The following is a 23,842-nucleotide window of genomic DNA, read 5'->3' on the forward strand; positions in this document are numbered from 1 at the left end:
TTGCGCCGAGCCGTGATTTTCATACCGCTTCAAACGCTTCCACGCGTTGAGACCCACGGGGCGGCGGGTTGACCATGGCGACCAGGTGCATCTGGGTTCGTTCAGGTGTTGAGCGCATGAACGCCTTCCAGAAAGCCGAGGAAGGAACTCAGGCCGACGACGACGGTGAGCGTGGTCAGTACCGCGGCGGCCATGGCCCAGTCGGTGCGGGTGAGGGGGATGCGCCGCCAGGTGCTGCGTGGGGTTAGGCCGAGGCCGCGCGACTCGAGGGATTGGGCCATCCGCTCGCCCTTGCGAATCGACAGCACCAGCAGGGCGAACGCTGCCCGACCGTATTGACGGAGGCCGCGAGGCGGCTTGCCATTGGGGCGGAGGGGAGCGCGCACCGCGTGTGCCTGGCGGATGGTCTGCCACTCGCGCGGCAATTCTTCGAGCATGCGGTAGCCGGCGAGCACGGCGTAGGTGAGGCGGGAGCCGAGCCGGGCGTGCTGGTGCAGGCTGGTCATGAGGGCCACGCCGTCGGTCGAGAGCACAAAGCCGATCGAGAGCACGCCGATGACGAGGGTGCGCAGCGCCAGCGCCGTGCCGACGAGGACGCCCTCGGTGGTGATCCGCAGCACCCCGGACTGCCAGAGGACGTCCCCCGGGCGGCTGAGCGCGTTCACGATCAGAAGGCCGAGAGCAAATGCCAGAAATGGAATATGTGCGAGAACGAATACTTTCACGGGAATGCGAGCCGTGACGGCGACCGCGCCGAGAGCGAGCAGGTACAGCACCAGTGGCGTGATCGGATCGAAAACAAACATCAGCACGAGGGAGACGACGAACAGAAGCGCGAGTTTGACGGTCGGGTTGCGTCTGGCCAGGGCGCTGCCGGGCCGTCGTGTCGGGGGAGCAGCGACGTCGATGAGTTGAGCAGTCATGTCGTCGCGCCCACGGCAGCGTCGAGCTGACCCAGCACGCGGCGAATCCGCGCGTCAGAATCGAATTCCTTGAGCAGGTGCCGAATCAGCGGGGGCAGCTCGAGCCCGGCCTGCTTCAGCACCTCGTCCCACCGCAACACCTCGAACACGGGCCCGTCGGCGATCACCGAGTGGTCGGCCAGCACGATCACCCGGTCGGCCAGGGTTGCCACGGTTCGCAGATCATGACTGGAGAAGAGGATGCTGCGGCCCGCGTTGGCCGCCCGGCCGAGCGCTGCCAGGGTGGCGATGGTGTCCCGGCGATCGAGGCCGAAGGTGGGTTCGTCGGCGAGCAGCACCGGCCGATCGTGCGCGAGCATGGCGGCGACGCTGAGCCGCCGCTTCTCGCCGCCGCTCAGTCGATACGGGCTTTGATCGGCGAGGTGGATCAACCGGTGCCGGTGCAGAATGGCCTGAAGCTCGTCATCGCTCAGGCTCGGCAGCCCATGCCGAATCTCGCCGCGCACGGTGTGTTCTACGAATTGGTGCTCGGCATTCTGAAAGATCATGCCGGGTCGGGCGCCGGTCACGGTGCCGACCGATGGCCGGTGCAATCCCGCCAAGGTCAGCAGCAACGAGGTTTTGCCCGTTCCATTGCCGCCGAGCAGGGCCACGATTTCGCCGCCCCGCAGGGTGAGGCGGACGCCGGCGAGAACCGGAGCAGCGGTCCCGTTCGGCGCGCCAACCCCGCGATCAATGACCACATCCGTGGCGGTCAGAACGATCCGGCCGAAGTCCTGACGTCGCCCCAAGGCTCCGGCCGGCTCACCGAGCGAGCGGAGGCCGGCGCGCACGCCCGGTTCGCCGAGCCCGCCGGCGTGACCGGTCACGGCGAGCAATTCGGTTTCGAGCGGAAGCCAGCATCCGTTTTGATTGAGCGACGGCCCGTGCTGGGCGAGCACGTCGACCGTGGGGCCATCGGCAATGACGGTTCCGGCCTCGCCGAGCACGAGGGCGCGCGGCGGCAGCCCGGCGATTCCCGCCGTGCCCGTGAACTCGTCGATGCGGTGTTCGACCAGCACGACGGCCGGCCGGTAGGTGTCGACGGCCGAACGGATGGCGTGGCGCACGGCGCCCAGGCCCGCCGCGTCGAGCATCGAGGTGGGTTCGTCCAGCAGGAGCACGGCCGGTTCGGCGATGAGGGTGGCGGCGAGGGCCACGCGCTGGCCTTCGCCGCCGGACAGCTGCGCGGTTGACCGGTGTCGCAGCATCCGTGCCTGAACAGCGTCAAGCGCGCGATCGATGTGCGCCGAGATAAGTGCCGGGTCGACACCGCGGTTTTCGAGCGGCAGCGAAAGCTCCTGTTCGACGTTGGGCAGGCAGACCGACGACGAGGGGTCCTGCGCGACCACGCCGACGAGCCGGGACAGCTCGACGACGGAGGTTTCGGTGGTGAGCGTCCCTCCCATGCGCACACTGCCGCCGAGCGAGGCTACGACCGAATGCGGAATGACGCCGGTGATGGTCTGCAACAGGGTGGATTTGCCCGAACCGGAGGCGCCGAACACGATGAGCTGCTCGCCCGGCGCGAGGCGCACCGACACGTTGCTGAGCACGGCCTCGGACCGGCGCGGGAATCGCACCGACACGTCCTGCAGCGTCAGGATGTCGGTCTCAGGCACGGGCGAGGCGATCGCGGCCGATCGCGAAGTTGTCGACGACGCCGGTTTTGTCGAGGGCATCGACGATGAGTTTGGCCAGCAGCCCGCCGAGAATCACGCCGGAGATCAGCTGAATAGCGAGGCGCAGCAGAAAGATCTCCTGGCCGTACCAGCCGGAGCGAAATGCCGAGTAGAAGAACACCAGCCCGGCGCCGAGCAGCCCCGAAAGCGCGTAGGTCAGCCAGCTGTAGTTGCGGTAGCGAGTGAGGGCGAACGGAATCTCGCTGCCGGCGCCTTGAATGGCGGCGGCGACGAAGAGCAGCGGCCCGACCATGGAGCCGAGAAAGACGACCTCGATCACCGATGCGATAACCTCCGCAAAGATACCGGCGAACGGCCGTCGCACGATGGCGATCGCGATCGGGGCGACGAGCAGCCAGGAGCCAAGCAGAAAGTGCTGCGCGAGGTCGCCGGCCGGACCCATCGCGATCGACAGGGCGGTCCAGGCCTGCACGAAAATCCAGTACAGAAAGCCGAACACGACACCGAGCACGACGACAAGCACGAGGTCTTTGAGGCTCCAGCGCCTTTTCTTGGCGGATGCTGTGGGCATGGCTGTTTCCTTCTGGTCGGCGTCAGGACGCATGGGAGTTCAGGCTCGGGCTGTTGAGGGATAGGGTCGCGTGCGTCGCCACGTGCTGCACCGTTCGGCCGGCCACGATCCAGCTGGCGGCGATGACCTGCAGCACGAGGGCGAGGTCGCCCTCCAGCCGGGTGACGAAGTGCTCGCTGTGTACCGTGAGCCCGGAGGCCTTGGCGCTCTCGATCGCGGCGTAGATGTCGCGCATGTGATCGGCGGAAGCAGAACCGGTGCCGTCATCCAGTGGATACAGTGCCCATTCTGCGACGGCGTGTACGCCGGTGGGGGTGAGGTTCACGACCTCGGCGAACAGCCCGCCGGTGGGCGGCAGCGTGCAGGTGACTTCGCCGGGACAGCCGCGGGAGAATTGCACGGTTGCCGTGACGTGGGCTCCGCTGCGGCTCGCACCGGCGACGACCTGGCTGACGTAGCGCAGCAGGTCGGGTTCGGCGCCGGACAGGTAGGTGCTGACGACGCCGGTTTGAAGTGCGAGCCCGGTCGAATCTGCCTGCTGGAGCGCGTCGAGAATTACGGCGGCGTAGTCGTCGCGCATGACGGCGAGGGTGAGGCGCGCGCCAATGCCGAACTCCGCCGGTGTGGCTGTGAAGGTTTCTGGAATGATCGTGCCCATTTCTTTCGTGGGGGCACGGGAATGACGAGTCAGCCTCCCTGCGCTGGCATGATCCAGATCAGGTTCGACGGTCGAAGCCTCTGCAGCTTCCTCTCAGCCCGATTAATCGGACTCCCGTGTTGATACAACAAAAGTATGGCATGCCGCGGCCGGGTCGCGGGTGCCGAGGCGGCGGTCCGAGTAGACAGTCTGGCTAACTAGTGCGACTATGTAGTCATGCAAACGAAAACCTGGCCAGCCGAGTGGATGCGCGCCGCCCTCGGCCTCTGCGTGCTCCGCACGCTCGCGCCGGGCCCGACCTACGGCTACGCGATCGCATCGGCGCTCGAATCCGCCGGCTTCGGCGCCATCAAGGGTGGCACGCTTTATCCGCTGCTCACCCGCTTCGAAGCCGCCGGCTGGATCGCCGCCGAATGGCGACCGGGCGCCGGGGGTCCGGGCCGCAAATACTTCTCGCTCACCGACGACGGCCAGCAAGAACTCACCGACCAGACCGCCCACTGGCAGCTCTTCTCCACCACCGTGCACGACCATTTGCAGAAAGGGCCGGCCGAATCATGATGACCAGCAACCCGCGCGATCCTGAGGACGGCAGCGCCGGCATCCGCTCTGAACAGGCGGCGCTCGCAGCCGAAACGGATGACGTTACCTGGTTTGACGAGTTCACCATCGAACTGCGGCTGCTCGGCGTGCCCGGCGACGACATCGGCGATGCCCTGGCCAGCGCCCGGGAGTTTCTCGCCGATTCCGGTACGAGTGCTGTGGAGTGTTTCGGCAGTCCCCACCGTTACGCGGCTGAGCTGAGCTTGCCGAGCATCCCGCTGCGCCGGGTGAATCGCGGGGCACTACTGGCCGGTCTTGGAGTGCTGGGACTCTTCGGATTCCTGCTTTCGGCCCTGCCATTCGTGTACGGCGAGGCGGTCAAAATCGATCTGGTCACGCTCGTCGTATCGGCTGCCGTGGTCATCGTCGTGGTACTGGTGCCGACACTCCTGACGGTACTCGCACGTCTGCGCCTGCGCCCCTGGATGATCGTGGTCGCAGCCCTGCTCGGTCTCGGAACCTCGCTGGGTCTGGGCCTGGGGGGAAGCGGCACCGTACTGTTTAGCATTCCGGCGCTGCCGATCGTGATCGTCTCCGCGCTGCTCGTTCTCGTGCCGGCGATCTGGAGCCAAGCGAGCCACTCCCTGAGTGACGACGCGATTATCGACCCGGGCGGGTCGCCCGAATTCCGGCCGTCGCTCTCGACCCGCCTGTTCCTCGGCGTGGTCACCTGGTCGATGGTGGCTGCGTCGGTGGTGGTCTGGCTGTTCGCGCTGTTCGGCGGCCCGCTCGAGCGCTAGGGATACCCGACAAACCAGAGCAGCACGATTGCGATCGGCTGCAGCGCGATCGACCCGGCCAGCAGGGTGAGCCGCAGCGGCTTCGACCGGGCGATCGCCGGTTCGCCGAGCAGGGGCGCGAGTGGAAGCAGCAGCAGAAACAGGCTTTCGGCGTAGGCGACCTGCAGAATGAACGACAGCGGCCCGAAACAGAACAGGGCGACCGCCCAGAGCGCGGAAGTGTTCCCCACCCGCGGGGCCAGCGGTCGGTACAGCATGAGGGCCGCCCCGGCCCCGAAGGCCGTCGCCACGAGTGTGCCGGCGACATAGAAGTTCAGGCCGGTCAGCGCCGAAACGCCGCGCACGAGCCACGGAAACACCGGCAGAAACGCCCAGGCGTTCGGCTCGGCCTGGCTGGCAGTATCCGTTGGTAGCTGGCTGGGGTGCCCGTGGGTAAAAGGAGCTGTCCCACGACCCCGAGAAGGTGAAGAAGCTCCGATAGCTCGCGAAGGTCCAGTCCAACCGGGTGGCGACGGCGAACATGGTGCCGAGCAGGGCCGTCGTGAGCAGCCGCGAAATAGCCCAGATCAGCAGCACGATCTCCCACGGCGGCAGCCGGTCGAGGCGGGGGCGGAGCGCGCTCAGTCGCTGCGCCCCGCCCCCGCTCGTCATCGCCCCAGACTATCCGCCGCTAGCAGCAGCGTCCCTGCGGGTTCCTATCCTGACGGTCGGTCTGGTCGCGCCAGAATTCCCGCTCTGTCATAAGCGGATGCGGCGCGCGGCCCGCGCCCGCAGCATCCGTTTCGCAGACGCTCGCGTGGTGCGCCACATATTTCTCGTAGGCATCCTCGCCGAGGATCCCCTTGAAGAACCAGACCACCCCGCGGGCGCCCTTGCGGACGCCCGCCAGCAGGGTCATCAGTGACCCGTGATTTTGATCTTCTTGTGCACCGGCAGGGCATCCCACTCGGCCTGCAGCACCTTCTCGGGCGGGGTCATGATGAATCCAGCCGGGGCGTAGGTCTGCGACTGCACGGCGTCATCTTCACTCGTCGCACTGGAGTTCTTGCGGTACGCGTTCCAAGTGGCCTGAAGAGCCGTGAGAATCACGATGATCGCGAGCACCACGAACACGATCGACAGCACGCCCTGCACCATCGTGTTGCGCACGACAGCTTCCATGGCTTCGACGCTCGGTGCGGTGCCAAAGCTCGTCTCGCCAGCGGCGAGGGCCTCGGAGAATGCGCGGTTCTGCGCGAAGTAACCGATGCCCGGGGTGGTCGAGAAGATCTTCAGGAACGACGCCGAAATCGTGACGACGGCAGCGAATCCGAGCGGAAGCGCCACGACCCAGAGGTACCTGAACAGTCCACGTTTGGCGACGATGGCCATGCACACGGCTAGCGCGATCGCCGCGAGCAGCTGGTTGGCGATTCCGAACAGCGGGAACAGCGTGTTGATGCCGCCGAGCGGATCGGTCACCCCCATCAGCAGCACCGCACCCCAGGCGGCGACCATGATGGCCGTGGCTGCCCAGGCGCCGGGACGCCAGGAGGTGTTCTTGAACTTCGGGAAGAAGTTGCCGAGGCTGTCCTGCAACATGAAGCGGGCGACGCGGGTGCCGGCATCCACTGCGGTGAGAATGAAGAGTGCTTCGAACATGATGGCGAAGTGATACCAGAAGCTCATCATTGACGTGCCACCGACGAGCTGCTGCATGATGTGCGAGAGGCCGACGGCGAGCGTCGGCGCGCCGCCGGTGCGGGAAACGATCGACTCCTCGCCGACGTTGGTCGCCATGTCGGTCAGCATGTCGGGCGTGAGGTTGACACCGGTCAGGCCGAGGCTGTTCACGAAGGCGACCGCACCCTGCACGGTGCCGCCGGTGAGGGCGGGCGAGGCGTTCATGGCGAAGTAGATGCCGCGGTCGATCGACAGCGCGGCGACGAGGGCCATGATCGCGACGAGCGACTCCATGAGCATGCCGCCGTAACCGATGAAGCGGGTCTGGCGTTCCTTCTGAATGAGCTTCGGTGTGGTTCCCGAGGCGATGAGCGCGTGAAAACCCGACAGGGCGCCGCAGGCGATCGTCACGAACAGGAAGGGGAACAGCGTTCCGGCGACGACCGGGCCGGTGCCGCTCGATGCGAATTCGCTCACGGCCGGCACGCTGATCTCGGGACGGATGATGACGATCGCCACGGCGAGCATGCCGATCGTGCCGATCTTCATGAAGGTCGACAGGTAGTCGCGCGGGGCGAGCAGCAGCCAGACCGGCAGGATAGCGGCGATGAAGCCGTAGATGATGATGCCCCAGGCAATGGTGACCTTGTCGAGCAGCAGGTAGGTCTGACCCCAGTCGGTGCCGGCCACCACGCCGCCGCCGATGATGGCGGCGATGAGCAGCACGAAGCCGATGATGGAGATTTCGGTGATCTTGCCCGGGCGGAAGAAGCGCAGGTAGCAGCCCATGAACAGCGCGATCGGGATGGTCATGCCGACCGAGAAGACGCCCCACGGGCTTTCGGCGAGGGCGTTCGTCACCACGAGGGCGAGGATCGCCACGATGATGACCATGATCACGAGGGTCGCGATGAGGGCGGCGGTGCCGCCGATCACACCGAGTTCGTCGCGGGCCATCTGGCCGAGCGAACGACCGCCGCGGCGCATGCTGAAGTGCAGAATCAGGTAATCCTGTACCGCGCCGGCGAGAACGACGCCGACAATGATCCAGATAGTGCCGGGCAGGTAGCCCATCTGCGCGGCCAGAACGGGGCCGACCAAGGGGCCGGCGCCGGCGATGGCAGCGAAGTGGTGACCGAACAGGACGCGGCGATCGGTGGCGGCGAAGTCCTTGCCATCGGCCTTGTACTCGGCCGGGGTGGCGCGGCGGTCATCGGGGCGAATGATGTGCTTCTCGATGAACTTCGAGTAGAAGCGGTAGCCAATGAGATAGGTGCAGATCGCGGCGAACACGAACCAGATGGCGTTGACGGTTTCACCACGCACGACGGCGAGCATGACCCAGCTGAGGCCACCGAGCAGTGAAATAGCTGACCAGATTGCAATCTTCAGGGGCGTCCAGTGGCGATCGTGGGCGTCAAGTTCCTCCGGATCCAGAGCGACCGCGAGGTCGTGCGGAATCCGTTTCAAAGCGGTCGGTGATTCGGTCGTGCCTTCGGTCGTGCTGGACGCGGCGCCCATTTCTCCTCCTTGAGCCATGGCAGACGCTGTGAATCTGCCTTCTTACGTTACCTCCGCGCGAGAACTTGTCCGAACCAGGGCGGGAATCGGCGCAGGATCGAGCGCGTAAAATGGGTAACCGGGCACTCGCCCGCATTCTGCGCCTTCGACCATTGGAGCCACCGTGGCGACGCCCACTCATCTTGATTCCGTCATCGCCCTCGCCCGCCACCGCGGCTTCGTTTTTCAGGCCGGTGAGATCTACGGCGGTTCCCGCTCCGCCTGGGACTACGGACCCCTCGGCGTCGAGCTCAAGGAAAACATTAAGAAGCAGTGGTGGCGTTCGATGGTCACGAGCCGCGACGACGTCGTCGGCCTCGACTCCTCCGTCATTTTGCCTCGCCAGGTCTGGGAAGCATCCGGTCACGTCGAGGTTTTCAGCGACCCGCTGATCGAGTGCACGAGCTGCCACAAGCGTTTTCGCGCCGACCACCTCGAAGAGCAATATGAGGAGAAGAAGGGCCGCCCGCCCGAAAATGGCCTCGACGACATTGCCTGCCCGAACTGCGGCAATCGTCACATCTGGACCGAGCCGCGCGCCTTCTCCGGCCTGCTCAAGACCTACCTTGGCCCGGTCGATGACGAGGCCGGCATGCACTACCTGCGCCCCGAAACCGCGCAGGGCATCTTCGTGAACTTCGCCAACGTGCTGCAGGCGTCGCGCTCCAAGCCTCCGTTCGGCATCGGCCAGATCGGCAAGAGCTTTCGCAACGAGATCACCCCCGGAAACTTCATCTTTCGCACCCGCGAGTTCGAGCAGATGGAGATGGAATTCTTCGTCGAGCCCGGTACGGACGAGACCTGGCACCAGTACTGGATCGATACCCGCATGAAGTGGTACACCGACCTCGGCATCAACCCCGAGAACCTGCGCCTGTTCGAGCACCCGGCCGAGAAGCTCTCGCACTACTCCAAGCGCACCGTCGACATCGAATACCGCTTCGGCTTCACCGGCACCGAGTTCGGCGAACTCGAGGGCGTGGCGAACCGCGGCGACTTCGACCTGTCGACGCACGCCAAGGCATCCGGTAAAGACCTCTCCTACTTCGACCAGACCAAAAACGAGCGCTGGACGCCCTGGGTGATCGAGCCGGCCGCCGGCCTGACCCGGTCGCTGATGGCCTTCCTGGTCGATGCCTATGTCGAAGAAGAGGTCCCGAACAATAAGGGCGGCGTCGACAAGCGCACCGTGCTCAAGCTTGACCCGCGCCTGTCGCCGGTCAAGGCCGCCATCCTGCCGCTGTCGCGCAACGAGAAGCTCTCCCCGATGGCCCGCGAGCTGGCGTCGAGCCTGCGCCAGCTCTGGAACGTCGACTTCGACGACGCCGGCGCCATCGGTCGTCGCTACCGTCGCCAGGACGAGATCGGCACCCCGTTCTGCATCACGGTCGACTTCGACTCGCTCGACGACCAGGCCGTCACCGTACGCGACCGCGACACCATGGCGCAGGAGCGCGTACCGCTCGCCGAGCTCGAGGCATACCTCGCCGTGCGCCTCCGCGGCGCGTAGCGTTCAACCAACGGATGCCGCGACTCGGTCTCGAAAACCGCGCCGCGGGCATCCGTCGGGCAGACTGTAGAGCATGAAAGCGGTCTATTTCGAAGAATTCGGCGTGCTTCCGGTGCTGCGCGAGGTGCCAGAGCCGTTGATAAGTGCGGCCGGCGTGATCGTGCGGGTCGAGGCGACCGGACTCTGCCGCAGCGACTGGCACGGCTGGCTCGGCCATGACGCCGACATTGCGCTGCCGCACGTTCCCGGCCACGAACTGGTCGGCGTGATCGACGCTGTCGGGCCGCTCGTACGCCGATTTCGGGTTGGTCAGCGCGTGACGGTGCCGTTCGTCTGCGCCTGCGGCGAGTGCCCGGAGTGCGACGCCGGCAACGGACAGGTCTGTCGCAACCAGACCCAGCCCGGATTCACCCACTGGGGGTCCTACGCCGAGCGGGTCGCGCTGCACAACGCCGACGTGAACCTCATCGCCATCCCCGATGACCTCGACGCCGGCGCTGCCGCGATGCTCGGCTGCCGGTTCGCCACCTCGTACCGCGGACTCGTGCAACAGGCACGGCTGCAGGCGGGCGAAACCCTCGTGGTCGTCGGCTGCGGTGGAGTCGGCCTAAGCGCGATCATGATTGGGCAGGCGCTCGGCGCCATCGTCATCGCCGTCGACATCAATTCCGACGCGCTCGAGGCGGCGAGCCGGGTGGGAGCTGCTCACGTCGTCAACTCGGCCGAACTGCCCGACGACGAGGTGGTCGAGCGCATTCGGGCGCTCGCATCAGGGGGTGCAGACGTGAGTCTCGAGGCGCTCGGCCGGGAGAATACGGTGGCCATCGGCATCCGTTCCCTGGCAACGCGTGGGCGGCACGTGCAGATCGGCCTGCTGGCGGACGACCCGCGGATACCGCTCGGCACGGTGATTGCGCGGGAACTGACCGTGCTCGGCAGCCATGGCATGCCCGCCCACGACTATCCGGCGCTGCTGGACCTTGTGCTGAGCGGTGGGTTGCGCCCTCAGGACTTGATCAGCCGCCGAATCACCCTCGCCGAAGCGCCTGCGGCACTCGCCGCTATGTCCACGCCCGGTGCGGCCGCCGGAGTCACCCTGATCGAGGTTACCCGGCCGATCTGACCCTCGCGAATTGCCTCGTTTGGCCCCTGAGACCGCAGCGCCTGGCCCGTCGGTATCAGCAGGCGGCGCTGAACGGATGCTCAGGGCTGGCCGACACGGTCGGCCGTTCGGGAAAGCTAGGAGGCGATTGCGCCGGCATCCGCTGCGCCGGCATCCGCTGCGCCGGTGGCGGGCAGCGTCACGTCGATGCCGAACAGGGCGTCGAGGCCCCCGAGGTAGGCGTCTTGCTCGCCGGCGCGGGCGAGCTCGCGGGCCCGCACCATGGGAGTGTGCAGCAGCACGCCGGCCAGGTGGCGCAGGGCCGACTCGGTCGCCTCGCTCGAATCGCCGCGGCTGCGGGCCCGGGCGATTTCGGCGTCGCGCAGCTCGAACACGTAGCTGCGTAGCGCCACCACTGCCGGGGTGAGGCTCTGCTCTTCGGCAACGTCGGAGAACTTGCGGGCCGCCTTGCCGATGATTTCTCGGGCTTCGGTCGTGGCGTTGAGCTCTTCGAGCGGGGCGTGGATGCTGATGGTTTCAAGGTCGAGCAGCTCGACGCCGGGTACCAGGGTCACGTCGGGGGCGACGTTGCGGGGCAGGCCGAGGTCGATGATGAGCTGCGGCGGCGCCTCTGGACCGGCGTCGGCCGGGCAGATGCGGGTCGGAGCGTCGGCGGTGGCGCCCGAAATGGCGAAGGGATCAATGCCGATCTCGGCGCGGCCACGACTGATCAGGGCCGCATCGATCACGTGGTCATCGCGCAGGGTGCAGGTGACGACAACGTCGGCACGCGCCACCTCGGCAGCAAAATCCGCAGCGGGAACGGCTTCGATGCCGTGCGAGGTCGCGAATCCAACGGCGCGCCCGGACGGCGAGTAGACGCGAACGTTCTCGGCTCCGCGGTCGCGCAGGGCGGCGAGCGAGGCGCCGGCGTAGCGGCCGGTACCGACCAGCAATACTCGAGCGCTGGACCAGTCGCTGACCCGGCTTTCGGCCAGTTCGAGCGCGAGGCGCACGATCGAGCGGCCGGCCGAGCCGATGCCGGTGCGATTCTTGACGCCGCGAGAAGTCTGGGAGGCGCGCTGAAACAGACGCTCAAGTTCGGGGCTCGTGGTGCCATCGGCGCGAGCCTGTTCCAGTGCGCGCCGCACCTGGCCGGCGATCTCGACCTCGCCGACGACGACCGATTCGAGGCCGCTGGTCACGGCGAACAGGTGCTCGGCGACGCCATTGCCGTGCACGAGGGTGAGATTGTCACGCAGGGTGTCTTCGGCGACGCCGGTGCTCGCGCTCACGGCTTCGATCGCCGCGTACACGGCGGGCAGCGGCGACACGCCGTAGGGTTCATCGAGATCGAGGTAGGCCTCGAAGCGGTTGCAGGTCGCGACGACGACGGCACCGCTGAGCCGACCGTGCTGCTCGACCATGCGGGTGGCCGCAGCGCTTCCGCCGACAGACAATTTCTCCAGCACATCGAAGGTGGAGTTTTTGTGACTGGCCGACAGAAGAATGAGCACTGCCCAATTCTACGACTTATTGCTGTACGCTTTCGGCGCGCATCGTCAGGGATGTTTGAGAGGATGGGGGGGATGATCCTCGACGCGCAGCATCCACTCTCCTCCGGCCTCACCGCCGACTCCCGCCTGATTCAGGCCTATCAGGGCGTTCGACCCGACGTGACCCCGGTGTGGTTCATGCGCCAGGCCGGGCGATCACTGCCCGAATACCGCGAACTGCGCGTCGGTACGCGCATGCTCGACGTGTGCCTCGACCCCGAACTGGCGAGCGAAATTTCGCTGCAGCCGGTGCGGCGCCACAACGTCGACGCCGGAATCTTCTTCAGCGACATCGTCGTTCCACTCAAGCTCGTCGGTGTCGACGTGACGATTGTGGCCGGCAAGGGCCCGGTGCTCGGCAAGGCCGTGCGCACGTCAGCGGATGTCGACGAGCTCACCGCCCTGGATCCCGCCATTCTCGATGAGGCCCTCGCGCCGATTCGCGACGCCGTGGGTCGCGCGGTGTCCCAGCTCGGATCGACCCCGCTGATCGGCTTCGCCGGCGCGCCCTTCACCCTGGCCGCATACCTGGTCGAGGGCGGTCCGTCGAAGGATCACATCCACGCCCGCACCCTCATGCACGCTGAGCCCGAAGCGTGGGCGCGGCTCATGGCCTGGACCGCCAATGTCACCGGCCGGTTCCTGCGCGCCCAGGTGCTCGCCGGCGCGAGCGCTGCCCAACTGTTTGACTCGTGGGCCGGAGCGCTGTCGCTGGCCGACTATGCGGCATCCGTTGCGCCAGCTTCGGCGGCAGCGATCGCGCATGTGCGCGACCTCAGCTACAGCGTCAACGGCGCTGATCGCAATGTACCGATCGTGCATTTCGGCGTGGGCACCGGCGAACTGCTGAAAGAAATGCACAATATCGGCGCCGACGTCGTGGGCGTCGACTACCGGGTGCCGCTCGATGAGGCCAACCGCCGACTCGGCGGAGCCGTTCCGGTACAGGGAAACGTCGACCCGGCCCTGCTGACGGCGCCGTGGCCCGTGCTCGAAGCGCACGTGCGCGACGTCCTCGAACGCGGACGCAGCGCGCCCTCGCACGTGCTCAACCTCGGCCACGGCGTTCCACCCGACACCGACCCCGACGTGCTCACCCGCCTGGTCAGCCTCGTGCACGACGTCAGCGCGGCCGAGTAGGAGCCAGCATGACCAGACCAATCGACGTTCTCGTCATCGGCGGCGGAGTGGCCGGCCTGGTCGCCGCCCGCGAATGCGCCCAGGTCGGCCTGGCCGTGACCGTCATCGAGACAACGGATGCCGTCGGCGGCCCGGTCGCCGGCCACGTTCTCGACGGGCTCACCCTCGACAGCGGCGCCGAGAGCTTCGCTGTGCGCGGAGGCACGGTCGCGTCGTTCATCGAGGATCTCGGCCTCACCGACCAGATCGTGGCCCCCAATATCGCCGGGGCCTGGCTGCACTTGCCGGCCCTCAAACAAGCGGATGCCGCGATGAGCGTTCCGCTGCCCAAGGCCGGCGTTCTAGGAATCCCCGGTTCACCGCTCGCCGACGACGTGCGCCGCGTCATTGGCTGGAAGGGGTCGCTGCGCGCTTACGCCGACCGGCTCATGCCCGTGCTCACGATCGGCCGCGAGCACAGCCTCGGCGACCTCGTGAAGAAGCGCATGGGCCAGCGCGTGCTCGACCGGCTGGTGGAACCCGTCGCGTCTGGCGTCTACACGACGAGCGCCGTCGACCTCGAGATCGATGTGGTCGCCCCCGGACTCAACCGTGCCCTCACCACGGCCGGCTCGCTCTCCGGCGCGGTCTCGGCCCTGCGTGCTGGCGCCCCGGCCGGGTCTAACGTCGGCGGCCTGCTCGGCGGAATGGCCAGCCTGCCCGCCGCGATCGTGGCCGCCCTGCAACGCCACGACGTGGCGATTCTGACCGGAACCACGGCCACAGCACTGGCCCGCTCGGGCGCCGACGACGCGCCGACCTGGTCCGTCACCGTCACCCGGCAAGCGGATGCGGCCCCGGCCAACCCCGCCGCCCCGACCGACCCCGCCGCCCCGACCGACCCCGCCGCCCCGACCGACAGCGCCTCGCCCGCTGACGCAGGTGCGCCGACCGACCCCGCCGCGCCGCTTGCTCGACCGACCGACCGCACGCCCGCCGAGAGCACCGCGCCCGCTGCCGAGCGAACCACCAGCACCCTCACCGCCCGTTACCTCATCATCGCGACCCAGGGCGCGCAGGCACTGCGCCTGGTCAACCCGCTTGGTGACCAGTTCGACGCCCTCGCCGAGCTCGACTGGCCAGCACCGACTGCCGTCACCCTCACCACGCTCGTGCTCGATGCGCCAGCCCTCGACGCGCACCCACGCGGCACCGGCGTGCTCGTCTCGGCCGATGCCCCCGACGTCACCGCGAAAGCGCTCACCCACGTCACCGCGAAGTGGGCCTGGGTCGCCGAAGCGGCCGGCCCCGGCCGCCACGTCGTGCGGCTGTCTTACGGCCGCGCCGGTCAGCCCAACCCAACCGACGACCTGAGCGACGCGGAGCTGCAGGCCCTCGCTCTGCACGACGCGAGCGCCCTGCTCGGTGTGCCACTGGCAGCGGCCGCGGTGCGCGCTTTCGCCCGCACCGAGTGGCGCGACGCCCTGTCGCCGGCCACCCTCGGTGCTCCGGAACGCGCGCAGCAGGTGCGCGAGGCCGTCGCCGCGACCCCCGCAATGGAGATCACCGGTGCCTGGCTGGCCGGAACCGGCCTCGCCTCGGTCATCCCACACGCACTCCAGGCCGGCGACCGCATCCGCCACGCCGCCCTCGGCCTGACCATCACCGGGCCGGACGCGTAGTCGTGGTACCGAACCGCGGAGATCCTCGTCTTGAACCGCGAATGCGGCCCGATTCGCCGGATTCTCCGCAGTTATGCACGGGCCCCCGAACGGTGGGCGCGCAGGTGCCCCAAACTGTGCACTTCCTGTATTGATACGAGCACTCCGAGACATACCCGGGCATCACCCGAGATCGAAACGGCGAACCGGGTTACTCTGGGGAGACCTTACGAAAGTGGAGACTCAATGCGCGGAAAGCTTCTGTTCATCACGGGCGGACTCGTTGGCTATGTGCTCGGTGCACGCGCCGGCCGCAAACGTTACGACCAGATCGCCGCCGCCGCCAATGACCTCTGGAACGCCAAACCTGTGCAACGCCGGGTGACCGAGGTGCGCGACGCCGCGCTCGAACTCGTCGGCGACGTTCCCGTAACCCTGTACAACGCCGGCAAGAAGGCCGTCACGCAGGCTGTCGCCAAAAAGAAGAAGAACAAGAAGGCGGCTGCCCAGACCTCGACAACGTCAGCGAAAGCGGATGCCGCCGCCCCCGCAGCCACGGCCAGCACCACGACGAGCCGCACGGCCGCCGCGAAGCCGAAGGCGACCGAGAAGCCGACACCGACGGCCAAGGCCAAGCCTTCGGCTGACGACGCCCAGTAGCTCGTAGAATTCGGACACCCGTTACACCGCCGGGCGCGACACCCCGACGACACCCGAAAACAGGGAAGGCAATTCGTGACTAGCAGTGGATTCAACCCGAAGAGCAAACGTCCGTTGCTCGCGCTGATCGGGGAACTGCCCGGCCAGATCAGCGCTCTCGTGAAAGCCGAACTCGATGCCTTCAAGGCCGAGTTCACCGCCAAAGCCAAGAATTTCGGCATCGGTGCCAGCCTCTTCATCGTGGCCGGGGCTTTTCTGTTCTTCGCGCTCGGGGTGCTCGTTGCCCTCTTCGTGATCTTGCTGGCCCTCGTGCTGCCGCTCTGGCTTGCCACGCTCATCGTGCTGGTCGTGCTCCTGCTCATTGCCGCACTCCTCGTGCTCATCGGTGTCAACCGGGTGAAGGCGGCAACGAAACCCGACCCGGAGGGCGTGCACGCGAGCATCCGTCACGACGTTGATGCATTCAAGGGAGTTGGCGAATATGACCACAAATGACCTGCGCGCCGAAGCCCGACACGCTCGCGCCGAGCTCGCCTCGACGCTCGATGCGATCGAGTACAAGCTCAATATCCCCAAGCAGCTGCGCATCAAGCGCCGCCGCCTGACCCACGCCCTGCACCAACTCGGCGAAGACAGCCCGGCCGCCCTCGTCGGCATCGCCCTCGGTGCGGCGACCGTGGTCGGTGTCATCGTCTGGTTCGGCGCCTCCGCGGTGGCCAAAAACCGGTAGCAAGCGGGGTGGGTTCACAGCAACCGCACTGCTCATTTTGGTAGTAGGGGCAATTCAGAGCAAAATAGACCCATGACTCACCCGGCTGCCGGAGAGGCAGTAACCAGCGTTCAGCCCACCACTCCCACCGATACCGAGGTACCCGCGGCTTCGCCGCAAGGATTCACCCTCTTTACCGTGCTGCGAAGAGACCCGCACAACCCCGATGATCTCGACGGCCGCGATGTTCCGCACGCCGTGAACGAGCTCGACGACGTGGTGGCCTTGATCGAAGCCGAGGGCGTCACCGTGCGCGGCTTCTACGATGTCTCCGGCCTCAAGGCCGATTCCGATGTCATGATCTGGACCCACGCGCCCGAGGCAGAGACCCTGCAGTGGGCGAACCGTGAGCTGCGCCGCAGCCGCCTGCTGAAGAGCCTGTTGCCGACCTGGAACGCCATGGGCGTGCATCGGGACGCCGAGTTCAACAAGAGCCACGTGCCCGGATTCCTGCGCGGAGTCGAGCCCAAGGCCTGGATGACCGTCTACCCCTTCGTGCGCAGCTTCGAGTGGTACCTGCTGCCCGACGAAGACCGCAGCCGCATGCTCGCCGACCACGGCCGCAAGGGCGCCGCCTACCGTGGTGCGATCGCGAACACCGTCTCCGCCTTCGCCCTCGGCGACTACGAATGGCTGCTGCCGATCGAGAGCGACGAGCTCACCGAGCTCGTCGACCTCATGCGTGGCCTGCGTGACACCGAGGCGCGTCGCCACGTGCGCGAAGAGATCCCGTTCTATACCGGACGCCGCATCTCGACCGCCGAGCTCGTCGAGGTTCTGCAGTAATGGCCCAGTACGACGCCGTCTTGCTGGCCGGTTTCGGTGGTCCAGAGGGCCAGGACGACGTGATTCCGTTCCTGCGCAACGTGACCGGTGGTCGCGGCATCCCGGAAGAGCGCCTCGAAGAGGTCGCCACCCACTACCGCCACTTCGGCGGCGTGAGCCCCATCAACGACCAGAACCGGGTGCTCAAGGCGGCCCTGCAGGTCGAACTCGACCGTCGCGGCATCAACCTGCCGGTCATTTGGGGCAACCGCAACTGGGCACCGTATCTGCGCGACACCATCTCCGACGCCCACGATGCTGGCCAAAACCGCCTGCTCGCGATCGCGACGAGTGCCTACAGTTCCTACAGCGGATGCCGCCAGTACCGTGAAGACTTCGCCGCAGCCCTGACCGACAAGGGCCTGAACGACACGGTCCACATCGACAAGATCCGCCAGTTCTTCGACCACCCCGGCTTCGTCACCCCGTTCATCACCGGTGTCACCCAAGGACTCGAGGATGTCGTCGCGGCCATGCCCGGCATCGACGTCGAATCCGAGGTCGAGATTCTGTTCTCGACCCACTCGATCCCGATGACGGACGCTAACAAGAGCGGCCCGGCCGATCGCGGATTTGGCGAGGGTGGCGCCTACGAGGCGCAGCACCGCGCCGTCGCCCAGGTCGTCATGGACGCCCTCGTGGAACCCGGAGACGCGTCCACCCCGGTCAAAACGCAATGGCAGCTGGTCTACCAGTCCCGCAGTGGCCCGCCCAGCATGCCGTGGCTCGAACCCGACATCAACGATGCGATCGCCCTGCTGCCGGCCCGCGGCATCCGTGCTGTGATCATTGTGCCGCTTGGTTTCGTGAGCGATCACATGGAGGTCATGTGGGACCTCGACAATGAAGCGATGGAAACCAGTGCGAAGTTCGGGATTCACGCCGTGCGCGTGCCGACCCCCGGGGTCTCGCCCGACTTCGTCAGCGGCCTCGTCGACCTGATCGAGGAACGCCTCAATGACACCCCGGTCGAAGACCGTCCGGCCGCAACCAACCTCGGTCCCTGGTACGACGTCTGCCGCCCCGGCTGCTGCGAGAACGTGCGGCTCGGCTTCAAGCCGGCCGTCGCGGGGCTGGCACCGTGACCGTCATCCGGGTGGGAACGCGCGCCAGCGCCCTCGCCCTCGCCCAGACCCAGACGATCGTGAACCGCATCGCGGCGTCGGCCGGCGTCGAAGTTGAAATCGTGCGCGTCACCACGCACGGCGATACCTCCACCGAGCCGCTCTCGAGCCTCGGCGGCACCGGAGTGTTCGCGAGCGCCCTGCGCGAAGCCCTGCTGAATGACGAGTGCGACGTCATCGTGCACTCGTTCAAAGATCTGCCGACCGAGGCCCACGCAGGCCTGCGCATTGGCGCAATCCCCAAGAGAGCGGATGCCCGCGACGTGCTGGTCGCGCGCGCCGGCTTCACCCTCGATACCCTTCCGGAGGGGGCCCGCGTCGGTACGGGTTCGCCCCGCCGCGTCGCCCAGTTGCTGGAGCGTCGTCCCGACCTCACGATCGTGGACATTCGCGGCAACATCGACACTCGGATCGGGCGCGTCGCCGAGGGCGACCTCGACGCCGTCGTGCTGGCCGCGGCCGGCCTCGGTCGTCTCGGTCGTCTCGAATCCCTCGCGCCGGAGTTTCTTGAGCTGTCGGCCTGGCCGACCGCTCCCGGCCAGGGTGCGCTCGCGATCGAGGTGCGTGACGGCAAGCCGGAGCGCCTCCTCGGCGTGGCACTCGCGGCGATGAACCATGGCTCTACTCAGGCGACAACCACCGCCGAACGCACCGTGCTGGCCCGACTGGAGGCCGGTTGCGCCGCGCCGATCGGCGCCACCGCCGCGGTCGACGATGGACTGCTCTTTCTCACCGCAACCGTGTACAGCCCGGATGGATCCCGCAAGATCACCAGCTCGCACGCGGCGACGCCCGATTCCCACTCCGCACCCCATCTCACCGAAGCCGCACTCGACGTGGCCGAACGAGTGTCCATAGATCTTCTGGCCGGTGGCGCGGCCGAGTTCGCTCCCCTGAAAGTGACTGAGTGACCACGTGACCAATCGACTGACCAAGCCCCTCGCGGGCTGGCGAGTTCTCGTTCCGCGCGGCGGCCCCTGGGGCGACCAGGTCGCAGCGAACCTGCGCGCCAAGGGCGCGCATCCGATCGTCGCACCGATGATCAACTTCGCCGCCACCGATGACGCCCCGGCTCTGAACGCGGCGCTGACCCGTCTGGCCGCCGGGGATTTCGACTGGATGACCATCACCAGCGCCACGACCGTCGATGTACTCTCGTCGCACCGCGCGGTCGTCGCCCCGGGAACCCGCATCGCCGCCGTCGGTGAGACCACGGCCGCCGCACTCATCGCGGCCGGCTACCACGTGGACATCGTGCCCTCCGAAGACAACTCCGCCCGAGGACTGCTCGAGGAATGGGAAACCGCGACCGCTGGGGTTATTCCGTTGCGCGTGCTCACCCTGCGCAGTGAGATCGCCAAGCCGCTGCTCAGCGAGGGACTGCGCCGCGTCGGCCACGACGTTGAATCGGTCGTCGCTTACCGCACCATCGGTGTTCCGGTCAGCGACCAGGTGGTCGCCGACGTTAAGGCTGGCCTCGTGCACGCCGTACTCGTCACGAGCGGCAGCGTTGCTCGTCAAGTGCGCGAACAGTTCGGGGACATTCCCGAACGCACCCTGGTTGCCTGCATCGGCCCGCAGACCGCCAGGGACTCCCGGGCCCTCGGACTGCGCGTCGACGTTGTCGCCTCGGAGCGCAGCGCCGAGTCACTCATCGATGCACTCGTCGATGCAGCACTCGCGGGGAGCACGCCAGCAGCCTGACCCAGCCCGGTAACGAGCCGATAACGAAATGCACAGCCGGGCGGCGTAGTGTAAAGGGGTGACCAAACCCGTTATCCGCCCACGACGGCTGCGCACCAGCGGCGCGCTTCGTCGCCTGGCAAGTGAAATCCGTCTCCACCCGGCCGAGCTCGTGCTCCCCATGTTCATTCGTGAGGGCAACGAGCAGCGGCCGATCAGCTCGATGCCCGGCGTCGTGCAGCACAGCATCGACAGCGCCCGTCGGGCCGTGGCTGAGGCGGCAGAAGCTGGTGTCGGGGGCATCATGCTGTTCGGAGTGCCAGAGGTGCGCGACGCGACCGGGACCGGCGCGACCGATCCCAACGGAATCCTCAACCTGGCCACCCGTGCTCTCGTCGACGAGATCGGTGATGCGCTCGTGGTGCAGACCGACTTGTGCCTGGATGAATTCACCGACCACGGCCATTGTGGCGTGCTAGCCGCCGATGGCCATGTCGACAACGACGCGACCCTCGAACGCTACCGCGACATGGCGCTGGCCCAGGCGAGCGCCGGCTCCGCGCTGCTCGGCCTCTCCGGCATGATGGACGGCCAGGTCGCCGCCGTGCGCGAAACCCTCGACTCCAATGGTTTCGAAGACACCGCTGTGCTGGCTTACTCGGCCAAGTACGCCTCGGCCTACTACGGCCCGTTCCGGGAGGCCGTCGCCTCGACCTTGGTCGGCGACCGCCGCACCTACCAGCTCGACCCGGCGAATCGACGCGAGGGCGTACGCGAAGCCCAGCTGGACATTGACGAGGGCGCCGACATCGTCATGGTCAAACCGGCCGGCAGCTACCTTGACGTGCTCGCCGAGGTCGCCGCGATGAGTGATATTCCCGTTTGGGCATATCAAGTCTCTGGCGAATACGCCATGATCGAAGCCGCAGCTGCGCAGGGCTGGATCGACCGGCGCCGCGCCGTCGAAGAGTCGGTGCTGAGCATCCGTCGGGCCGGTGCCGACGCTGTACTTACCTATTGGGCCGTTGAATTGGCCACCTGGCTCAAGGAGGAGCGAGCATGACCGACACACTGTCAACCGAAGTGCACCACGTGGCCACCCGCAACGACGAGCTATTCGACCGGGCCCGAAAGGTCATCCCCGGGGGGGTGAACTCGCCGGTGCGGGCCTTTGGCTCGGTCGGCGGCACCCCGCTGTTTCTGGTGAAGGCCGCCGGCGCCTATGTCACCGACTCCGACGGTCGCGAATACGTCGACCTCGTCAACTCCTGGGGACCGGCCATTCTGGGCCACGCCCATCCCGAGGTCATCAGGGCCGTTCAGGATGCCGCCGCTCTCGGCCTGTCCTTTGGCGCCTCGACGCCCGCCGAGACCGAACTGGCCGAGCTCGTCGCCGAGCGGGTCGGCGCGGTCGAAAAGCTGCGCTTGGTGTCCACCGGCACCGAGGCGACCATGACCGCCATCCGACTGGCCCGCGGTTTCACCGGACGTGACCTGCTGATCAAGTTCGCCGGGCACTACCACGGCCACTCCGACGGCCTGCTGGCCCAGGCCGGTTCCGGTCTCGCTACCCTCGCCCTGCCCGGTTCGGCCGGCGTCACGACCGCGACCGCCGCGCAGACCCTCGTGTTGCCGTACAACGACCTCGACGCCGTGCGCGCCGCCTTTGAGGCACACCCGGGGCGCATCGCCGCGATCATCACCGAGGCTGCCGCCGCTAATATGGGCGTCGTCGCGCCGGATACCGGCTTCAACGCGGCCCTGTCGGCGATCGCGCACGAGAACGGTTCCCTGCTCATCCTCGACGAGGTGCTCACCGGTTTTCGAGTGAGTCCCTCGGGCTTCTGGGGACTCGAGACCAGCAGTCTCGAGTCGGCCGGTGAAGAGTTTTACACGCCCGACCTGCTCGCCTTCGGCAAGATCATCGGCGGCGGCCTGCCCGTTGCCGCCCTCGGTGGCCGGGCCGACGTGATGGACTTTCTGGCACCGACCGGCCCGGTCTACCAAGCCGGAACGTTGTCGGGCAACCCGGTCGCGGTTGCGGCGGGCATCGCCACGCTCAACCTGCTCGACGAGAGCGTGTACGACCGGCTCAACGCAACCGCCATCATCCTCTCTGAGGCTGTTTCTGCCTCGCTCGCCGCCGAGGGCGTCGCGCACCGGGTGCAGCGGGCCGGCAACCTGTTCAGCTTCGTGTTCGGCGAGGAGGCGCAGGGTTCGGCTCCGCGCACCTACGCCGATGTGCAGCGCCAGGAGGCTTTTCGCTACGCCCCGTTCTTTCACGCCATGCTCGATGGCGGCGTCTCGCTGCCGCCGAGCGTGTTCGAGGCCTGGTTCGTCTCCGACGCACACGATCAGAGCGCGATCGGGCGCATCTTCGAGGCGCTGCCCGCCGCGGCCAAAGCTGCAGCGGCTGCCCAGCCAACGGTCTAATTGAGCAAACGCTCCCGGACCGCCGGGAGCGTTTGCTTCAGTTGGAGACTTCCTGCGCTGGGACATTACTGCTTTGTTCGCGTCAGACAACGAGTTTTCGGGCCGGACCGGGCAGACTGGAACAATGGCTTCCCTGAGCGTGCATTCCGACCGGCTCGAGATCCACTTGACGCGCGCGGAAAGAACGCTCGCGCTGCGGCGTGACTCGATCGTGGTGCAGCGGGAGAACATCCGCTCGGTGATCATCACGGAAGATCCGTGGATCTGGCTGCGCGGTATCCGCTCACCCGGATCGATGATTCCGCTCGTGCTGGCGGCCGGAACCTGGAAGTTTCACGGCGGCAAGGACTTCGTCTCGATCAAGCGTCACCGCCCGGCCGTGGTGATCGACCTGGTCGACGAAGAATTCGCCCGCGTTATTCTCACCAGCCAGCACGCGGCCGACTTCGTCGACTCGCTGAAGCTGCCGGTCGAGCCGATGCCCGCCAAGCCGACCAGCTAGGCGAACAAGAACAACACGAAGCCGATCAGCGGAAGCGTGCCCTGAATCAATGCCGCGCGAGTGTAGCGCGGACCACCGCTGCGAAGCACGCACGCGGCGAGCACCATCGATGCGGTCGTGAACAACACGAGCGCACGGCCCGCGTCGGGCCCCAAATAAATCTAGGCCCGTCTGGTTCAGCGCATCGAGCTGTTGATGTTGGACCAGTGACAGGGCAGCGACGTAACGATCGAATTTGAGGCGCTGGATCCTAGAACGGTTTCGGATTGGTGTCGTTGGTGTTCCAGTCGGTGTTCGAGGGGGTGTTCCAGTCGCCACTCCGCGGGTCGCTCCTCTGTTCGGCTGGCGGCAGCGGTGCGGGCGGGTCGGGCGGTGGCGGGGCTGCCTGTGGTGCTGCTTGTTGTTGTCGCGTTGGGTTGATGCGGGTGGCGGGGTCGGTGGCGTAGTGTTTGCCGGCGGGGCTGGTCCAGTGGACGGTGCCGTCGGGGTCGGCGACGGC

25 protein-coding genes, 1 pseudogene and 1 riboswitch are annotated in these 23,842 nt (G+C 67.0%); of the genes and pseudogenes, 16 read left to right on the forward strand and 10 right to left on the reverse strand.

Annotated elements, in window-relative coordinates; translation table 11 throughout:
• Positions 1-101 precede the first annotated feature (101 nt).
• From E3T31_RS08065 to E3T31_RS08080, 4 genes are read right to left on the reverse strand one after another with little or no spacing between them, the layout of a single operon-like run.
• A complete protein-coding gene (locus tag E3T31_RS08065; RefSeq protein WP_134468261.1) occupies positions 102-923 on the reverse strand; it encodes an energy-coupling factor transporter transmembrane protein EcfT in 822 nt (273 codons plus the stop codon).
• A complete protein-coding gene (locus E3T31_RS08070; protein ID WP_166788429.1) occupies positions 920-2,584 on the reverse strand; it encodes an ABC transporter ATP-binding protein in 1,665 nt (554 codons plus the stop codon). Before E3T31_RS08070 ends, E3T31_RS08065 begins: the two co-directional genes overlap by 4 nt.
• Complete coding sequence (locus E3T31_RS08075) at positions 2,577-3,176, reverse strand: ECF transporter S component (RefSeq protein ID WP_241977757.1); 600 nt, start codon at positions 3,174-3,176, stop codon at positions 2,577-2,579. Before E3T31_RS08075 ends, E3T31_RS08070 begins: the two co-directional genes overlap by 8 nt.
• A gap of 22 nt (positions 3,177-3,198) precedes the next feature.
• Positions 3,199-3,834 carry a YkoF family thiamine/hydroxymethylpyrimidine-binding protein gene (locus E3T31_RS08080; RefSeq protein ID WP_134468264.1) on the reverse strand — a complete coding sequence of 212 codons (636 nt, stop codon included), beginning with the start codon at positions 3,832-3,834 and terminating at the stop codon, positions 3,199-3,201.
• A 17-nt stretch (positions 3,835-3,851) separates the two neighbouring features.
• Positions 3,852-3,962, reverse strand: a riboswitch (TPP riboswitch).
• An 88-nt stretch (positions 3,963-4,050) separates the two neighbouring features.
• Here E3T31_RS08080 and E3T31_RS08085 point away from each other — a divergent pair.
• Together E3T31_RS08085 and E3T31_RS08090 are read left to right on the forward strand one after the other, a co-directional pair.
• Positions 4,051-4,395 (forward strand): PadR family transcriptional regulator, encoded by a 345-nt coding sequence (locus E3T31_RS08085; protein WP_134468265.1) that lies wholly within the window; start codon positions 4,051-4,053, stop codon positions 4,393-4,395.
• Positions 4,392-5,177 carry a hypothetical protein gene (locus E3T31_RS08090; protein ID WP_134468266.1) on the forward strand — a complete coding sequence of 262 codons (786 nt, stop codon included), beginning with the start codon at positions 4,392-4,394 and terminating at the stop codon, positions 5,175-5,177. The genes E3T31_RS08085 and E3T31_RS08090 overlap by 4 nt, the downstream gene beginning before the upstream one ends.
• Here E3T31_RS08090 and E3T31_RS08095 read toward each other — a convergent pair.
• The 3 genes from E3T31_RS08095 to E3T31_RS08105 all read right to left on the reverse strand — a co-directional run bounded on the left by E3T31_RS08095 (position 5,174) and on the right by E3T31_RS08105 (position 8,360).
• Positions 5,174-5,536 (reverse strand): hypothetical protein, encoded by a 363-nt coding sequence (locus E3T31_RS08095; protein WP_134468267.1) that lies wholly within the window; start codon positions 5,534-5,536, stop codon positions 5,174-5,176. The two genes, E3T31_RS08090 and E3T31_RS08095, sit on opposite strands and share 4 nt — an antisense overlap.
• A 311-nt stretch (positions 5,537-5,847) precedes the next feature.
• Positions 5,848-6,078 (reverse strand): YbdD/YjiX family protein, encoded by a 231-nt coding sequence (locus tag E3T31_RS08100; protein WP_370304391.1) that lies wholly within the window; start codon positions 6,076-6,078, stop codon positions 5,848-5,850.
• Positions 6,075-8,360 (reverse strand): carbon starvation CstA family protein, encoded by a 2,286-nt coding sequence (locus tag E3T31_RS08105; RefSeq protein ID WP_134468269.1) that lies wholly within the window; start codon positions 8,358-8,360, stop codon positions 6,075-6,077. Before E3T31_RS08105 ends, E3T31_RS08100 begins: the two co-directional genes overlap by 4 nt.
• 163 nt (positions 8,361-8,523) lie before the next feature.
• Between E3T31_RS08105 and E3T31_RS08110 the strand changes: the two genes are divergently transcribed.
• Together E3T31_RS08110 and E3T31_RS08115 are read left to right on the forward strand one after the other, a co-directional pair.
• The gene (locus tag E3T31_RS08110; protein WP_134468270.1) at positions 8,524-9,909 is read left to right on the forward strand and encodes a glycine--tRNA ligase; all 1,386 of its coding nucleotides are present in this window, start codon (positions 8,524-8,526) and stop codon (positions 9,907-9,909) included.
• Positions 9,910-9,982: 73 nt separating this feature from the next.
• Complete coding sequence (locus tag E3T31_RS08115) at positions 9,983-11,032, forward strand: alcohol dehydrogenase catalytic domain-containing protein (protein ID WP_134468271.1); 1,050 nt, start codon at positions 9,983-9,985, stop codon at positions 11,030-11,032.
• A gap of 116 nt (positions 11,033-11,148) precedes the next feature.
• On the opposite strand, the gene E3T31_RS08120 is transcribed toward E3T31_RS08115, so the two are convergent.
• Positions 11,149-12,528, reverse strand: a complete 1,380-nt coding sequence (locus tag E3T31_RS08120) for a glutamyl-tRNA reductase (protein WP_134468272.1) — start codon at positions 12,526-12,528, stop codon at positions 11,149-11,151.
• Between the two features lie 72 nt (positions 12,529-12,600).
• Between E3T31_RS08120 and hemE the strand changes: the two genes are divergently transcribed.
• The 12 genes from hemE (at position 12,601) to E3T31_RS08180 (ending at position 23,343) form a co-directional block, all read left to right on the forward strand.
• Complete coding sequence (gene hemE, locus E3T31_RS08125; protein ID WP_134468273.1) at positions 12,601-13,707, forward strand: uroporphyrinogen decarboxylase; 1,107 nt, start codon at positions 12,601-12,603, stop codon at positions 13,705-13,707.
• 8 nt (positions 13,708-13,715) lie between these two features.
• Positions 13,716-15,368, forward strand: coding sequence for an NAD(P)/FAD-dependent oxidoreductase (locus tag E3T31_RS08130; RefSeq protein WP_134468274.1), 1,653 nt, complete (start codon positions 13,716-13,718; stop codon positions 15,366-15,368).
• Positions 15,369-15,593: 225 nt separating this feature from the next.
• Positions 15,594-16,007, forward strand: a complete 414-nt coding sequence (locus tag E3T31_RS17720) for a hypothetical protein (RefSeq protein WP_166788430.1) — start codon at positions 15,594-15,596, stop codon at positions 16,005-16,007.
• A gap of 75 nt (positions 16,008-16,082) precedes the next feature.
• Entirely contained in the window at positions 16,083-16,502 is a 420-nt protein-coding gene (locus E3T31_RS08140) for a phage holin family protein (RefSeq protein WP_134468275.1), read from the forward strand.
• Positions 16,489-16,737, forward strand: a complete 249-nt coding sequence (locus E3T31_RS08145) for a DUF3618 domain-containing protein (RefSeq protein WP_134468276.1) — start codon at positions 16,489-16,491, stop codon at positions 16,735-16,737. The genes E3T31_RS08140 and E3T31_RS08145 overlap by 14 nt, the downstream gene beginning before the upstream one ends.
• Positions 16,738-16,809: 72 nt before the next feature.
• Positions 16,810-17,562: a hydrogen peroxide-dependent heme synthase gene (gene hemQ / locus E3T31_RS08150; RefSeq protein ID WP_134468277.1), complete on the forward strand. Its 753-nt coding sequence runs from the start codon at positions 16,810-16,812 to the stop codon at positions 17,560-17,562.
• A complete protein-coding gene (locus E3T31_RS08155) occupies positions 17,562-18,686 on the forward strand; it encodes a ferrochelatase (RefSeq protein ID WP_134468278.1) in 1,125 nt (374 codons plus the stop codon). The genes hemQ and E3T31_RS08155 overlap by 1 nt, the downstream gene beginning before the upstream one ends.
• Positions 18,683-19,636 carry a hydroxymethylbilane synthase gene (hemC, locus tag E3T31_RS08160; RefSeq protein ID WP_134468279.1) on the forward strand — a complete coding sequence of 318 codons (954 nt, stop codon included), beginning with the start codon at positions 18,683-18,685 and terminating at the stop codon, positions 19,634-19,636. The genes E3T31_RS08155 and hemC overlap by 4 nt, the downstream gene beginning before the upstream one ends.
• 4 nt (positions 19,637-19,640) lie before the next feature.
• The gene (locus tag E3T31_RS08165) at positions 19,641-20,429 is read left to right on the forward strand and encodes a uroporphyrinogen-III synthase (RefSeq protein WP_134468280.1); all 789 of its coding nucleotides are present in this window, start codon (positions 19,641-19,643) and stop codon (positions 20,427-20,429) included.
• A gap of 58 nt (positions 20,430-20,487) precedes the next feature.
• Positions 20,488-21,471, forward strand: coding sequence for a porphobilinogen synthase (gene hemB / locus E3T31_RS08170; RefSeq protein ID WP_092448142.1), 984 nt, complete (start codon positions 20,488-20,490; stop codon positions 21,469-21,471).
• On the forward strand, positions 21,468-22,841 hold the full coding sequence (gene hemL / locus E3T31_RS08175; RefSeq protein ID WP_134468281.1) for a glutamate-1-semialdehyde 2,1-aminomutase: 1,374 nt from the start codon (positions 21,468-21,470) through the stop codon (positions 22,839-22,841). The genes hemB and hemL overlap by 4 nt, the downstream gene beginning before the upstream one ends.
• A 124-nt stretch (positions 22,842-22,965) precedes the next feature.
• The gene (locus E3T31_RS08180) at positions 22,966-23,343 is read left to right on the forward strand and encodes a hypothetical protein (RefSeq protein WP_134468282.1); all 378 of its coding nucleotides are present in this window, start codon (positions 22,966-22,968) and stop codon (positions 23,341-23,343) included.
• Here E3T31_RS08180 and E3T31_RS18500 read toward each other — a convergent pair.
• Together E3T31_RS18500 and E3T31_RS17725 are read right to left on the reverse strand one after the other, a co-directional pair.
• A complete protein-coding gene (locus E3T31_RS18500; RefSeq protein ID WP_255454037.1) occupies positions 23,340-23,471 on the reverse strand; it encodes a hypothetical protein in 132 nt (43 codons plus the stop codon). The two genes, E3T31_RS08180 and E3T31_RS18500, sit on opposite strands and share 4 nt — an antisense overlap.
• A 122-nt stretch (positions 23,472-23,593) precedes the next feature.
• Positions 23,594-23,842 (reverse strand): annotated as a pseudogene (locus tag E3T31_RS17725) (hypothetical protein); the annotation flags it as partial.

It is taken from the genome of Cryobacterium sp. TMS1-13-1, assembly GCF_004403125.1.
Lineage (GTDB): Bacteria > Actinomycetota > Actinomycetes > Actinomycetales > Microbacteriaceae > Cryobacterium > Cryobacterium levicorallinum.